A 13,562-nucleotide genomic window follows, 5' to 3' on the forward strand; every position below is an offset into this window, starting at 1 on the left:
AATTCTTTAATCTTAATATTATCTTTTTTGAAGGTTCCATAATGATTAATGAAGATTAGAGCGTGTATAATAATATTGAGAAATATGAATATAAAGGAGCAGATCATTATTGCTAAAACATAACCTAATCCATTACTAGAGTTGGATTCATAAATATTCTCAGAATATATCATACACATATGAAAAGAGTAGCAAGATAATATGGTACAAATAATATTTATAAACCATAAAACAAATTTATTTATTTTCAATAAAATTCACATCCTAATTTTAGATTTTGTAAGTATTCAAAGCATCCAAAAGCATTCACTAATATTTTTACATATAGTTTTAATGTCATTTATTTTGGAATCAACTTATGGGTTATGATACATAATATTATTTGTACTAAATTTAGAGCTTTAAATAGAGTTGAAAAACTTAATTGAAATTATAATTGTGATAAATACAAGTATACATCCACCAAATATGCAATTAAAAAAGCCACTTTTATTTTTTTGAGCAACTACTAGCTTAATTCCTGAAAGCAACCAAAATAAACCTAAAAAGATTTGTTGTACAACAAAAATTATAACAGCTAAATCTTTGTCATTTCTATTTAAGAAGTATGCTATTGTTAAAATAATTAAAAATATAGAAATAAAATTTTCACCTATATAATATATTTTTGATTTATCATCTCTAAAATTCATTATAAACCTCCTACCTTATAAATATTTCAATATGATTTTATATAAACAAGCAAAAATAGTAGTATGGATACTATTATATTAACTGTACTCAAGAATTTTCTTGTCTTAAGATTCACATCCTAATTTTAGATTTTGAATAAATATACTGAATTTAAATATATCACAGTAACTCTTCTTTTACAAAATATGTATATAATTAATTTGAATTGTAATCTAATTAAAAGAAATGGATAGAATATAAATGATTAATTAAAATAAATAAGGGTAAGTAATAAAATGAAAGCTTTGTTAAAAAAATAATTATCTAAAAGTGATATAAAAACTAAAGTTATTATATAGGAGGGGAAAAAAATGAAAGTAGCTGTTATTGGTTGTACACATGCAGGTACAGCATCAATATTAAATGTTGCAAAGTTATACCCAGATGCAGAAATAACTGTGTATGAAAGAAATGATACAATATCGTTCTTATCTTGTGGTATTGCACTATATGTGGGAGGGGTAATTAAAGACCCAAACGGTTTATTTTATTCTTCACCTGAGGAACTAAAAAAATTAGGTGTAACTACTAAAATGTCTCATGACGTATTAGAAGTAAACACAGATGAAAAGAAACTTAAAGTTCGTAATTTAAAAACAAATGAAGAATTTGAGGATAAATTCGATAAGTTAATAATAACCACAGGATCATGGCCGATAGTTCCAAACATAGAGGGAATAGATTTAGAAAATATATTATTATCAAAGAATTTTTATCATTCAAATACAATTATTGAAAAAGCAAAAAATTCTAAGAATATAGTTGTAGTAGGTGCTGGATATATAGGAGTTGAATTGGTAGAGGCATTTGAAATGAATAAAAAGAATGTAACATTAATTGATAGTCAAGATCGTATTTTAAGTAAATACTTAGATAAAGAATATACAGATACAGCAGAAAATGCATTTTTAGATCACGGCGTAAAATTAGCTCTAGGAGAAACTGTAAATAGATTTGAAGGAAAAGATGGTAGAGTTTCAAAGGTAATTACATCAAAAGGTGAATATGAAGCTGATTTAGTAATATTATGTATTGGATTTAAACCAAATACTAAGTTATTTGAAAAGCAAATTGAGATGTTAGATAATGGAGCTATTATAGTTGACGAATATATGAGAACAAGCAAAGAAGACGTATATGCAGCTGGAGATTGTTGTGCAATTATATATAATCCAACAGGAGAACATGGATATATTCCATTAGCTACAAATGCAGTTCGTATGGGAACATTAGTTGCTAGAAATTTAGTAAAGCCTACAACTAGATACATGGGAACTCAAGGAACTTCTGGAATTAAGATATATGAACATAATATTGCATCTACTGGATTAACTGAAAATTATGCTAAAGAATTAGGAATTGATATTGATACAGTGACAGTTGAAGATAATTATCGACCAGAATTTATGCCTACGTATGACTTAGCAAAACTAAAAGTAGTTTACGAAAAAGAATCTAGAATAATTCTAGGAGCTCAAATTATTTCAAAGACAGATTTAACTCAATGTATAAATACAATATCTGTTTGCATTCAAAATAAAATGACAATAGATGAATTGGCATTTATTGACTTTTTCTTTCAACCACATTTTAATAAGCCATGGAATTTATTGAATTTAGCAGGATTGAGTGCTGAATAATAATTAAAAAACCACCAAGTATACAGGTGGTTTTTTTATAATATTATAAACTTTGAGCGTTTTTTTCTACTTTACTTTGTTGTTTCAATTCTTTTTGAGCTTGTCTTTCAGCTTTTGCAGCTTCTCTTGCAGCTTGTCTTTCTTCCTTTATTTGAGCCTTGTATGTATCCCAAGCTATACCTTTAGATTCAGCATCTGCTTTAAGCTCTTCTATTTTAGCTATTAATTCATCAACTGTTATACCTTGTCGTTCAGCTCTTTGAGCAAGTTTATCGGCTCTTTGTGCTTTTTTAGATTCTCTTTCAGCTTTTCTTTGAGCCTTAAATTCATCAAAAGTTAATCCTTGAGATTTAGCTTCTGCCTTAAGAGCATCTATCTTTTCTATTAATTCATCTACTGATATTCCTTTTTTATCAGCTCTTTGAGCTAGTTTTTCTTGTCTTTGGGCTTGCTTTTCAGCTTTTTTAGCTTCTTTTTCAGCCAATCTTTCAGCCTTGATTTGAGTTTTATCAGTTCCATCAGGAAGTTCATTTGCAAATACTCCTAGAGAAGAACCCATTACCATACTAGCAACCATACCACACATAACAAATTTTTTAATATTCATAGAATATACCTCCTTTTTGATTTAACTAAAGTATAAAACTAAAATTAGTTATAAAAATATAAAAAGTGTGGTAAAAGTGTGTAAAATATATTTAATTAATGGGAATCTTTATTGTGAATTCAGCTCCACCATTATCTCTATTACTAGCAGATATAGTTCCATTATGATTGTCTATTATTTTCTGAACAATAGACATACCAATTCCACTACCTTCTTTTTCACCTTTATAGAATCTATTGAACATTTTATTCAAATCATCTTTATTAAAGCCATTTCCATTATCCCATATTTTTATTTTATAACAATTATTTGTCTTTATAGTATCTACACCTACTGTATCTTTAGTGTATTTAAGACAATTAGATAAAAGATTTATTAAAGCTTGTATGAATTTATCTTTATCTATATTCAAATGAATGTCTTCACTTGGATTATAAATAATATCTATATCTCTCAATATAGCTATACTCTCTATTTTTTCAATAGAACTTATTATAATTTCATTAAGACTACAAAACTTGTATTCAAATGATATATCTAGCATTTCAAGCCTAGATAAGAATATAATATCTTCAACATATTTTTTTACTCTATTACTCTCATCTATTATTATATTTAGAGGCTTTTCGTTATCATCAAAAACATTGTCTCTAACCCCTTCGGCATATCCTTGTATAGACATTAAAGGTGTTTTTAGCTCATGAGATATATTCTGAAAGAAATGTTTCTGATTAGTATCATAATCTTTTATATTACAAGCCATTTTATTTATAGAATTACTTAAGCTCTCTAATTCGTCTCCAGTATCTATAGAAAAAGTGGAGTTGAAATTCCTATTTGATATTTCTTTTGCTAAATTAGTTAATTTAATTATAGGGTCTGTGATTTTTCTTGATGCAAAAAATATAACGAATATACATATGCAGGCTGATAATATCATAGAAAAGAACAGTATTTTTGATATACCTTTTATTATCTCAGTAGTAGTATTATTTGAAATATAAGTTAATATAAATCCATGGGAAGTTCTATTATTGGAAGATATATTTTTAGTATTTCTTGCTACAGCCAAATATTCAACTTTATTTGATGTAAATTTAAAATTATACTTATGATTTTCAACATTTTTTATTATAAATTCTATAGATTCATTGTCTAATACATTGCGTTTAGATGAATAAAATATAGGTTGGTAAGAACCGTTTCTATTAGCAAATATAATACTTTGACTTTCAAATTCTCGTTTATATATCTTATAGTTAGAATCTAAGTTTGATTTTAATGATTCTTTATTTATTCCTCTTTTGCCCGTTGATTCATTTTGAGAAATTCTTTGAATAAGCCTACTTTCTGATATAAGGTCTTTTATCAACTGCTTCTCAAGATAATTTTGTATAAAGAACATAGACATAAAGGACATAAGAAAAAGTGCGAATATAACTAAGGACATATTTAATCTTATAAGCTTACTTGAAATTGTTTTTTTCATATAATCACCTACTTATTTATTTTGTATCCATATCCCCATATGGTATCTATTTTAACTTCAGAATTATTTAAAAGAAGCTTTTTTCTAACTCTTTTAACCAAATCATCTACCTGTCTGGTATCACCTATATAATCATATCCCCAAATGTTTTCTATTATTTTTTCGCGAGAAAAAGCGATATTCAAATTATTTAAAAGAAGATTAATTAATTCAAATTCTTTATAAGTTAATTTGATTTCATCATCGTTTATAAATAAGGATCTATTTTTTTGAAAAATACGGATATCTTTGTATGAGAGAATATCAAGACTATTATTAGGAGTAGGGAGTGGATTTAATCTTCTAAACATATTTCTGACTCTTACAACTAATTCTCTAGGGCTAAATGGTTTAGCTATATAATCGTCACTTCCAAACTCAAGACCTAATATTCTATCTATTTCATCATTTTTAGCAGAAATTATTATTATAGGAATATCGCTAACTGATCTTACACTTTTGCACAAACTAAATCCATCCATATTAGGCATCATAACATCTATAATAAGCATATCGCATGGGTGAATATGGAATGCGTTTAAGGCCTGTAGACCATCATTGTATGTACAAACATTGTATCCTTCTTTTTCTAGATAATTTTTTAATAATTCTCGAATGTGTTTTTCATCATCTACAACGTAAATTAATTTATTATTGGTCACTCAAAATCATCTCCTTAATAAAGCGAAACTTAATTCAGATGGAGTTTTTACTACAGCTGAATTTTTAGTTGAGCTAATCCAGAAGCTGTTAAGTTCTTATCTCAAGCCTTAAGAAGGTGGAGTTTTAGAATTTTTAGCTTTCGGATAAAGCAAAACTTAGGTATTATTGATATAATCTTGCATAAATATTATATCAATAATATCTAAAATTTGATAAAGTAAATAAAAGTATAGAAATTATTACCTATATAATTTAGAATAGAAAATATTGGGTACAAATATTTAAGATACATTTAAGAGATGATTAAGAAATATATTATATGATATAATGAAGGGATTAATGCTAAAATAAGAGGTGTTAAAATGTTAAAGACAGACAGTTCTAGCATAAAAAAAATTTTACTTAAAAGTATGTTGTTTTTTATTATTATAATTACAGTTATAATAGAAGGCAACAATATTATTAGGCAGTATAGAAATTTTTTAAAAGAAAGTGAAATTTTGAAAATAGAGTATATAAAAGATCAAAAAAAATTATTAAAAACTCAAATAGATAGAGTATTTGAATACATAGAGTTTGAACAAAATAATACATATGAATTACTAAGAAAAAATACCCAATATACAGATGTAGAAATAGAAGAAATTATAAAACAAAGAATTATAAAATTTATATCAAACATCCATTTTGGAGATAATAACGAACAATATATGTTTATACTCACTTATGATGGACTTGAACTTGGAAATGGTAAATATCCAGAGATAACAGGTAAAAATATATGGGATATGAAGGATGTCAATGGAGTTAAAGTTAACCAAAGACTTATAAAAATGGCTAGAGAAAGTGAGCATGGAGTATATATAACTCAAAAATGGATAAAGGATACGGATAAATTAGATCATGATAAACTGTATTATGCAGAGGCTGTTCCGGAGTGGGAGTGGGTTATAGGCTCAGGTATATATGTAGAAGATATAAATGAAAATATAAAAAAGAATGAAGCTATATTAAAAAATGCATTTAAAAAGGAAATTAAAACAGTTACAATACTTATGATTGTAATAATGTTAATTTTACTTTTATATCTTAAAAAAATAAATTATAGAATAAACAAAAAAATAGAATTTGTAGTAGATTTCTTCGAAAGAGCTTCAGAAGAAAGAATATACATAGATATAGAGAAGTTAAGGTATATAGAATTAAAAAAGATGGCTATATCTGTTAATGCTATGATAAAAGACAGATATGATATACAAAATAAAATAAATCAGATTAATATACGACTTAAAGATATTAGTATAACAGATGGACTAACAGGACTTTATAATCATAGGCATATATATATATTATTGAAGAAAGAGATAGAAAAAGCCTGTGTTTTAAAACGTGATTTATCTATAATAATGTTTGATATAGATCATTTTAAAAAAGTAAATGATAAATATGGTCATCAATTTGGAGATGATGTTTTAGTTGAAATATCTAATTATATTAAGCAATATATTGGTAAAGATGGATTTGTTGGAAGATATGGTGGAGAAGAATTTTTGATAGTATTACCGAACTCAGATATAGAAAATGCATACAAAAAGGCAGAAAATATAAGAAAAGGAATAAAAGAGATTGAATTTGAAAATGAAAATCTTATACTTACAATAAGTGGAGGAATTGTTCAGTTTAAACAAGAGTCTTGCAAGGGCATAGTAAATAGAGCAGATAAGCTTCTATACAAAGCAAAAGAAAATGGAAGAGATAGAATAGAAAGAGGGACATAATATGAGAAGAAGAAAAGTAAAAGGCGCAGATGAAAAATTATTATCATACGATAAGCAAGTGATAAAAAATCCAGTTGATTTTAAAGGAAAATGGTCACAAAAATTCAATAATGACAATCCTATATACATAGAGGTTGGAACTGGAAGAGGAAAATTTTTAACTACTTTGGCAAAAGAAAATCCTGATATAAATTTTATAGCAATGGAGATAAAAGAAGAAGTTTTATTAAAAGCTGTTCAAAAAGCTGATGAAGGTGAATTAAATAATATTCTTTTTATATGGGGAAATGTAAATAACATATTAGAATATTTTGAGGATAAAGAGATAAGCAGATTATTCATAAACTTTTGTGATCCTTGGCCTAAAAAGAGATGGGCTAAAAGAAGACTTACTCATAGCAATTTTTTAGATATGTATAATAAAATACTTACTGATGATGGTGAGATACACTTTAAAACTGATAATGAAAAGTTATTTGAATTCTCACTTAATCAAATATCTGAATATGGTCTTAAGCTGCAGAATGTTTCTCTTGATTTAGCAAATAGTGAATTTGAAGGAAATGTTACAACTGAGTATGAAGATAAGTTTATGAATTTAGGTATGAAGATATATAGATGTGAAGGAAAAAAGAGGTAGATAAATTATTATCTACCTCTTTTTTTATGTCTTAAAAAGAAACATACATTCAAATATTCATACTAAAATGCACATATAAGAGCTTAAAATGCTCAAATATTACTAAAATAACATTCTAAGACATTGAAATACCTTTATACTACAAACGTATTGATGAAAAATTTGGAATATTATTTAATAAAGAATATAGATATCAAAAGGAATTTCTATTAATAAGGAGCTATCATATGAAATTTATAGTTAAGCCTCAAAAAAAATACAAATGTGGATATTGTTTTTCATGTTCAACCAACTGCGGCAACTATTGTGTAACACAAGTAATATGTACATATTACATTATAAATAAAAGGAGGTGATAATATGAAATACATAGTAAAGCCTAAAGGCAAATATACACAAGGGTATTGTCTATCATGCTCAACTCAATGCAATAATAATTGTTCTAATCAAAGTCCTTGTTTTTATTTAGCACATGTAAATAAGTTGAAATAACAATAGGAGGTGTAAAAGGTGAGATATATAATAAAGCCTAAAATGAAATATACACAAGGATATTGTTTAACATGCTCAACTCAATGTAATGTACTTGCTTTAAATTTAAAATAAACAAATTGTAATAACAATAGGAGGTAGTTAAGATGAAATACATAGTAAAGCCTAAAGGAAAATATACACAAGGATACTGCTTATCATGTTCGACTCAATGTAATAATCAATGTAGTAATCAAAGTCCTTGTTTTTACAATGCTTTCAATAAGAAATAAGAATGAAAGGAATGAAACTATACGGTTATTAACCGTATAGTTTTATATAAAATTATGGACAAGTTAAATATAGATATAAATGATGAAAAGTTGCTAAACATTTTAGGGGATAACCTTAATATATGTTTTAGAATAAATGAAATAAGAAATAAATTCGGATTTGAAGATAGAGTAAATGTATTATGTATAAATAACAAGAATGACATGAAAAAAATTATAGAATGCGATATACCAGACTGGGTAATTGCACTAAATAATGATAATACTATAATACTTTACAACTTAGATAACTGGGAAAATAAGAGTAGTGATTTTATAATACAGATTATTGTACACGAATTTGTACATATAGTATTAAACTATATTACTAATAATACATGTCCTATTTACTTGAATGAAGGATTAGCTCTTTATTATGCCAATCAAAATCAGAATATAGATTTTAAATATTTGGTTGAATTAATAAAGAATGAAAAATTTGAATTAGAGGATTTAGATTATGAACATGATCATTTCTATGATTTGTCTATATTGATTATGGATATGTTCATAATCAAATATGGAGAAAGAGAAGTTATAGAATTTATAAGAAGTTTAAATTGGGATATGTTTTCAAAAAATAATTTGAAATTATAAGGAGAATACTATGGATGAACAAATTGTAGTTAAAGAAGCTAGTATTGAAGATTCATCACAAATACATAATCTATGGAAAAAATTATCTTATGATCATTTCAAAAAGGATGAATACTTAGATAAAGAGATAAATATAGATCATGTCACACAAGCAATGTATGAGGATATAATAAAAAATCCCACTTGCAAGATTTTTGCAGCATTTGATGAGGACAAAATTGTTGGTTACATAGAAACTTGGATTAAGCAGCCTGGAGATGATTTTTATATAGATAAATATGCTTACATATTACACTGCTATATAGATAAAGAATCTAGAGGATTAAAGATTGCAAATAAGTTATATTATGCAATGGAAAACTTCGTAAAAAAACAGGGAATTAAATATATACATGCAGATGTTTATGAGCATAATAAGAAATTCAAAAATGCACTTAGATATCATGGATTAGAGACATATAGAACAAGATTAATAAAACAAATAGATCAAGATTAGAGGATATAGTATATGAAAAACGTGTATAAAAACATCATGAACATTATAAAACCTAATTTAAAAGTGCAGATAATAGGTCTGATTTTGACTATACTTTATGCTGTTGTATACTTTTTAGCACCTATGGTTTCTAAATATTTAATAGATGATATTTTGCCTAAAAAATCTATGGATGATTTGAAATTTGGATTAACTTTATTTGGGTTAGTATGTATATTACAACCTTTATTAGGATATTTAAAAAATATTTTATTTCTCAAATTATCTCAGAAGATATGTTATGAAATAAGAAACAAATTGTATAAGAATATAATTTATGCAGATATGGATTTTTTCGAAGAAAACTCAAAAGGATCTATACTGTCTAGAATAATGAATGATAGTGATATAGTGGCTAATTTTATTACAAACTTTTTTATAGTAATAATAAAAAATATATTGATAGTAACTATTATAATAGCAGGAATGTTTTATTTATCATTTGAAATAACATCTATAATAATGATAATAAGTATTTTAGTTATTAGTGTTATTGTAATTTTAAGCAAAAAAATTAGAAATATATCTTTAGATACAAGACGAAATTATGATGATATATGCAGCACAATAGATCAGTCTTTAAAAGGCATAAAGACTATAAAAGTAAACTTAATAGAAAATGTATATATAAATAAATATATATCCAATTCAAAAAAAATACTTGAAAGTAATATAAAACTTGGGAATATGAATAATACATTAAATATGATTATAGAGGGGTTAGTTGTATTTTGTATTGTAACAATATATGGAATAGGTTCTTTTTATGTTATAAATAATAAAATGTCACTTGGAACAGTTGTTGCATTAGGACTTTACTTTCAAATGCTAACACCTTGTATCATGGAATTGTTGAATAGCAATATGAGTTTGCAACAAGTGATACCTATATTAGAGAGAATTGAAGAATATTTAAATTTAAAATCAAAAATAAATATATTTTATGAGAGAAAAAAATTGAGTGGAGATATTAAAGTAAATAACCTGTTTTTTTCGTATAAAGATGACTTAAATGATAGTTATAACTTGAAAAATATAAACTTAAATATAAAAGAGAATACATTGGTTGCTATAACAGGTGAATCTGGTGCGGGTAAAAGTACGTTAATGAAATTATTGACAGGGTTTTATAGACCTAATAAGGGATCTGTAGAAATTTCAAATATAGATATAAATAAATTATCTAATAGATGTCTTTGGGAGAATATCGCTTTAATACATCAGGATGTGGAGCTTTTTAATATGAGCATAAAAGATAATATATCTATAGGGATAGATAATATATCCGAAGAAGACATTATTGATGCATGCAAAAAAGTAGGAATATATGAAGAAATAATAGGCTTTGATGATGGGTTTGAAACAATTATAAATGAGGAACTGAACATATCTGGGGGGCAACGTCAACGGATATCAATGGCAAGAGCGATTATAAAGAATACACCTATAATAATACTAGATGAACCAACTGCTTCACTCGATCAAGAAACAGAAGAATGTATTATTGATTTATTAAAAAATTTAAGTGAAGAAAAAACGGTTTTGGTTATAACTCATAGTATGAAATTGGCAAAAGAAGCTGATGAAGTAATAATTATTAGAAATGGTGAAATAGAAACTAATACAGCTATATCAATATAAAGTTATAAAGGAGAGAATTATGAAAAAATCAAATTATAATTATATTTTTGAAGTTAAAGATGGAAAAAAATTAGCATTTAATTCTATGAGCTGTGCTTTGGCTGAAATAGACCAAGATTTTTCCGATGTTCTAGAGAATATAGAAAATATAGATATAGACACTGTTAATGAACAAAAAAAAGAGTTAATAGAGAATATGAGACAAGGTAATTACATAATAGATGATGCTGTTGATGAGTTAAAGCAAATAAAATTTAGACATTTTAAAGGAAAGTATGAAAATAATAGTTTGTCTATAACTATTGCACCTACACTTAACTGTAATTTTAAATGTCCTTATTGCTATGAAACACCAGATACTCATATTATGGATGAAGCAGTACAACAGAGTATAATTGATAGAGTTGAAAAACAATTACAGACTGTAAAAAATGTTCAAGTAACATGGTATGGAGGAGAACCTTTACTTGCTAAAGATATAATATGGAATGTATCTGAAAAGATTATGAACTTGTGTGAACAATATGGAGCTAACTATTATTCATTTATAGTATCTAACGGTTATTTAATTGATGATGAAACTATAGAAAACCTTATAAAATATAAAATAACTAATATTCAAGTAACTATAGATGGTCCTAAAGAAATTCATGATAAAAGAAGAATTCAAAAGTCTGGTAAAGGAAGTTTTGATAAGATATTATATAATGTTAAAAAATTGAAAGAAAAAGGATTCAATATAAATATAAGAATAAATATAGACAAGACTAATGTTGCAAGAGTTGAAGAACTATTAGATATATTGAAATTAAATGATTTAAATGGACTGTCTATAACACTTGGACAAGTAACAGCATATACTCAAGCATGTAGTTCAGTATCAGGAAGTTGTCTTAATAATGAAGAGTACGCAGTTACAAGTCTTGATATACAAAAAATTCTTAATGATAAAGAGTTTGAAGTACAAGATTACCCTTATTATCCAGGAATAAAAGCAAATTATTGTTGTGCAGATCAAATAAATGCTTTTGTAATAGACCCTTGGGGAGATATGTATAAATGTTGGAATGATATAGGATTAAAAGAGAAAAGTGTAGGTAATATAACTAAGGAATTAGAAGAAAATGATGATATAAATCAAGTTATGAATCAGATAGATTGGCTTACACAAAATCCTTTTGATGAAGAAGATTGCGTAGAATGCGATTTATTACCTATATGTATGGGAGGATGTCCTTACAATAAAAAGGAAAATAAAAAATTGTCTTGTGAAAAATGGAAGTATAATATGAAGGAAATTTTAGCATATACATATCAGAATTCATTATAAAAAACAGGAAAAAAACAAATTATAACAAAAAAACATTCCAAAAGACATATTTACATAATATGGTTTGAACTATTATAATATAAGTGAATACAATATTTAAACTGTATTATGAGGATGGTGAATTATGATTAATTTTATAATTTGTGAAGACAATCAAGATATTAGGAATGAAATTTTAAGTATAGTAAAAAGTTATGCATCAAACAAAAATTATGAATTCAACATAGGATTAATAAATGATTCATCGGAAGGTGTTATAGAATACATAAAGAACAATTTAGATAAAAAAAATGTTTATATACTCGATATAGAACTTAAGAATGGAACGAACGGAATGGAGCTTGCAAAAAATATAAGAAAATATGATCAGAATGGAGAAATTATCTTTGTGACAAATCACTCCATAATGCTGATGTACATATTTAAATATAAGCTTAAAGCATTAGATTTTATAGATAAAAGCGAAAACATAAAATTTAAATTAGAAGAAAATTTAGATGTAATATATGAGAATTTGTGTAACAAGAAAAAAGATGTAATAAACTTTAAGTGTGGAAGCCGAAGTTATGTGCTTAATTTTGATGAAATAATTAATTTTGAAATGACTGGAGTGAACCATAAAATAAGGGTAAGTACTTTAAATGGGCAATATGAGTTTTATACAACTCTTAAGGAAATAGAAAAAAAATTAGATGATAGGTTTTATAGATCTCATAGAGCTTGCATTTTAAATAAGGATTATATACAGGTTATAAATAATTCTAAAAATGATATGTACATAGTTATGAAGAATGGACAAAAAAGTCTTTTATCTAGAAAATATGCAAAAGGATTAATTGAAAATGCTGTTCATATATGATTTTTTTATGAACTTTATTTTTGCATATTCATTCGTTTTTTCATTTAAAAAATTGGGGAATTATATAAATATTAAATTAGGAACGGAAATAACAACGGTTTTTTGTATAAGTTTAATAGATACAATATTGATGTATAATGCAAACAAAAGTATACGATTAACAGTATACTATAGTTTATTAGGTATATTTATATATTTTTTTTACTCGA

General features: G+C 25.7%; 16 protein-coding genes. 12 read left to right on the plus strand and 4 right to left on the minus strand.

Going from position 1 to position 13,562, the window contains the following annotated elements; translation table 11 throughout:
• Positions 1-401 precede the first annotated feature (401 nt).
• Positions 402-692, minus strand: a complete 291-nt coding sequence (locus P4S50_RS01395; protein WP_277732725.1) for a hypothetical protein — start codon at positions 690-692, stop codon at positions 402-404.
• A gap of 351 nt (positions 693-1,043) precedes the next feature.
• Here P4S50_RS01395 and P4S50_RS01400 point away from each other — a divergent pair, with 351 nt between their 5' ends.
• The gene (locus P4S50_RS01400) at positions 1,044-2,372 is read left to right on the plus strand and encodes an FAD-dependent oxidoreductase (protein WP_277732726.1); all 1,329 of its coding nucleotides are present in this window, start codon (positions 1,044-1,046) and stop codon (positions 2,370-2,372) included.
• A gap of 43 nt (positions 2,373-2,415) precedes the next feature.
• Here the strand turns inward: P4S50_RS01400 and P4S50_RS01405 are convergent, their stop codons facing one another.
• The 3 genes from P4S50_RS01405 to P4S50_RS01415 all read right to left on the minus strand — a co-directional run bounded on the left by P4S50_RS01405 (position 2,416) and on the right by P4S50_RS01415 (position 5,169).
• Complete coding sequence (locus P4S50_RS01405) at positions 2,416-2,979, minus strand: hypothetical protein (protein ID WP_277732727.1); 564 nt, start codon at positions 2,977-2,979, stop codon at positions 2,416-2,418.
• Between the two features lie 91 nt (positions 2,980-3,070).
• Positions 3,071-4,468 (minus strand): HAMP domain-containing sensor histidine kinase, encoded by a 1,398-nt coding sequence (locus P4S50_RS01410; protein ID WP_277732728.1) that lies wholly within the window; start codon positions 4,466-4,468, stop codon positions 3,071-3,073.
• A gap of 8 nt (positions 4,469-4,476) precedes the next feature.
• The gene (locus tag P4S50_RS01415; RefSeq protein WP_277732729.1) at positions 4,477-5,169 is read right to left on the minus strand and encodes a response regulator transcription factor; all 693 of its coding nucleotides are present in this window, start codon (positions 5,167-5,169) and stop codon (positions 4,477-4,479) included.
• Positions 5,170-5,532: 363 nt separating this feature from the next.
• Here P4S50_RS01415 and P4S50_RS01420 point away from each other — a divergent pair, with 363 nt between their 5' ends.
• The 11 genes from P4S50_RS01420 (at position 5,533) to P4S50_RS01470 (ending at position 13,353) form a co-directional block, all read left to right on the plus strand.
• Positions 5,533-6,948, plus strand: coding sequence for a sensor domain-containing diguanylate cyclase (locus P4S50_RS01420; protein WP_277732730.1), 1,416 nt, complete (start codon positions 5,533-5,535; stop codon positions 6,946-6,948).
• Between the two features lies 1 nt (position 6,949).
• Positions 6,950-7,588, plus strand: coding sequence for a tRNA (guanosine(46)-N7)-methyltransferase TrmB (gene trmB, locus P4S50_RS01425; protein ID WP_277732731.1), 639 nt, complete (start codon positions 6,950-6,952; stop codon positions 7,586-7,588).
• 227 nt (positions 7,589-7,815) lie between these two features.
• Positions 7,816-7,944, plus strand: a complete 129-nt coding sequence (locus P4S50_RS20205) for a Clo7bot family Cys-rich peptide (RefSeq protein WP_277732732.1) — start codon at positions 7,816-7,818, stop codon at positions 7,942-7,944.
• 4 nt (positions 7,945-7,948) lie between these two features.
• Positions 7,949-8,080, plus strand: a complete 132-nt coding sequence (locus P4S50_RS01435; protein WP_277732733.1) for a Clo7bot family Cys-rich peptide — start codon at positions 7,949-7,951, stop codon at positions 8,078-8,080.
• Positions 8,081-8,098: 18 nt separating this feature from the next.
• Positions 8,099-8,194 (plus strand): Clo7bot family Cys-rich peptide, encoded by a 96-nt coding sequence (locus P4S50_RS01440; RefSeq protein WP_277732734.1) that lies wholly within the window; start codon positions 8,099-8,101, stop codon positions 8,192-8,194.
• Positions 8,195-8,226: 32 nt separating this feature from the next.
• Complete coding sequence (locus P4S50_RS01445; RefSeq protein ID WP_277732735.1) at positions 8,227-8,352, plus strand: Clo7bot family Cys-rich peptide; 126 nt, start codon at positions 8,227-8,229, stop codon at positions 8,350-8,352.
• A 54-nt stretch (positions 8,353-8,406) separates the two neighbouring features.
• Positions 8,407-8,988, plus strand: a complete 582-nt coding sequence (locus P4S50_RS01450; RefSeq protein ID WP_277732736.1) for a gluzincin family metallopeptidase — start codon at positions 8,407-8,409, stop codon at positions 8,986-8,988.
• A 10-nt stretch (positions 8,989-8,998) separates the two neighbouring features.
• On the plus strand, positions 8,999-9,484 hold the full coding sequence (locus P4S50_RS01455; RefSeq protein WP_277732737.1) for a GNAT family N-acetyltransferase: 486 nt from the start codon (positions 8,999-9,001) through the stop codon (positions 9,482-9,484).
• Between the two features lie 12 nt (positions 9,485-9,496).
• On the plus strand, positions 9,497-11,164 hold the full coding sequence (locus P4S50_RS01460; protein ID WP_277732738.1) for an ABC transporter ATP-binding protein: 1,668 nt from the start codon (positions 9,497-9,499) through the stop codon (positions 11,162-11,164).
• 19 nt (positions 11,165-11,183) lie between these two features.
• Positions 11,184-12,494, plus strand: a complete 1,311-nt coding sequence (locus P4S50_RS01465) for a radical SAM/SPASM domain-containing protein (RefSeq protein ID WP_277732739.1) — start codon at positions 11,184-11,186, stop codon at positions 12,492-12,494.
• A gap of 124 nt (positions 12,495-12,618) precedes the next feature.
• A complete protein-coding gene (locus tag P4S50_RS01470; RefSeq protein WP_277732740.1) occupies positions 12,619-13,353 on the plus strand; it encodes a LytR/AlgR family response regulator transcription factor in 735 nt (244 codons plus the stop codon).
• Positions 13,354-13,562 lie beyond the last annotated feature (209 nt).

The sequence above is a fragment of the Tepidibacter hydrothermalis genome (assembly GCF_029542625.1).
Taxonomy (GTDB): domain Bacteria; phylum Bacillota; class Clostridia; order Peptostreptococcales; family Peptostreptococcaceae; genus Tepidibacter_A; species Tepidibacter_A hydrothermalis.

Excerpts from the sequence above, each read along its gene's own strand:
- P4S50_RS01450 (WP_277732736.1), top strand. The coding sequence starts at position 8,407 with ATGGACAAGTTAAATATAGATATAAATGATGAAAAGTTGCTAAACATT.
- P4S50_RS01455 (WP_277732737.1), top strand. The coding sequence starts at position 8,999 with ATGGATGAACAAATTGTAGTTAAAGAAGCTAGTATTGAAGATTCATCA.
- P4S50_RS20205 (WP_277732732.1), top strand. The coding sequence starts at position 7,816 with ATGAAATTTATAGTTAAGCCTCAAAAAAAATACAAATGTGGATATTGT.
- P4S50_RS01420 (WP_277732730.1), top strand. The coding sequence starts at position 5,533 with ATGTTAAAGACAGACAGTTCTAGCATAAAAAAAATTTTACTTAAAAGT.
- P4S50_RS01400 (WP_277732726.1), top strand. The coding sequence starts at position 1,044 with ATGAAAGTAGCTGTTATTGGTTGTACACATGCAGGTACAGCATCAATA.
- P4S50_RS01465 (WP_277732739.1), top strand. The coding sequence starts at position 11,184 with ATGAAAAAATCAAATTATAATTATATTTTTGAAGTTAAAGATGGAAAA.
- P4S50_RS01410 (WP_277732728.1), bottom strand. The coding sequence starts at position 4,468 with ATGAAAAAAACAATTTCAAGTAAGCTTATAAGATTAAATATGTCCTTA.
- P4S50_RS01435 (WP_277732733.1), top strand. The coding sequence starts at position 7,949 with ATGAAATACATAGTAAAGCCTAAAGGCAAATATACACAAGGGTATTGT.
- trmB (WP_277732731.1), top strand. The coding sequence starts at position 6,950 with ATGAGAAGAAGAAAAGTAAAAGGCGCAGATGAAAAATTATTATCATAC.
- P4S50_RS01470 (WP_277732740.1), top strand. The coding sequence starts at position 12,619 with ATGATTAATTTTATAATTTGTGAAGACAATCAAGATATTAGGAATGAA.
- P4S50_RS01405 (WP_277732727.1), bottom strand. The coding sequence starts at position 2,979 with ATGAATATTAAAAAATTTGTTATGTGTGGTATGGTTGCTAGTATGGTA.
- P4S50_RS01445 (WP_277732735.1), top strand. The coding sequence starts at position 8,227 with ATGAAATACATAGTAAAGCCTAAAGGAAAATATACACAAGGATACTGC.
- P4S50_RS01460 (WP_277732738.1), top strand. The coding sequence starts at position 9,497 with ATGAAAAACGTGTATAAAAACATCATGAACATTATAAAACCTAATTTA.
- P4S50_RS01395 (WP_277732725.1), bottom strand. The coding sequence starts at position 692 with ATGAATTTTAGAGATGATAAATCAAAAATATATTATATAGGTGAAAAT.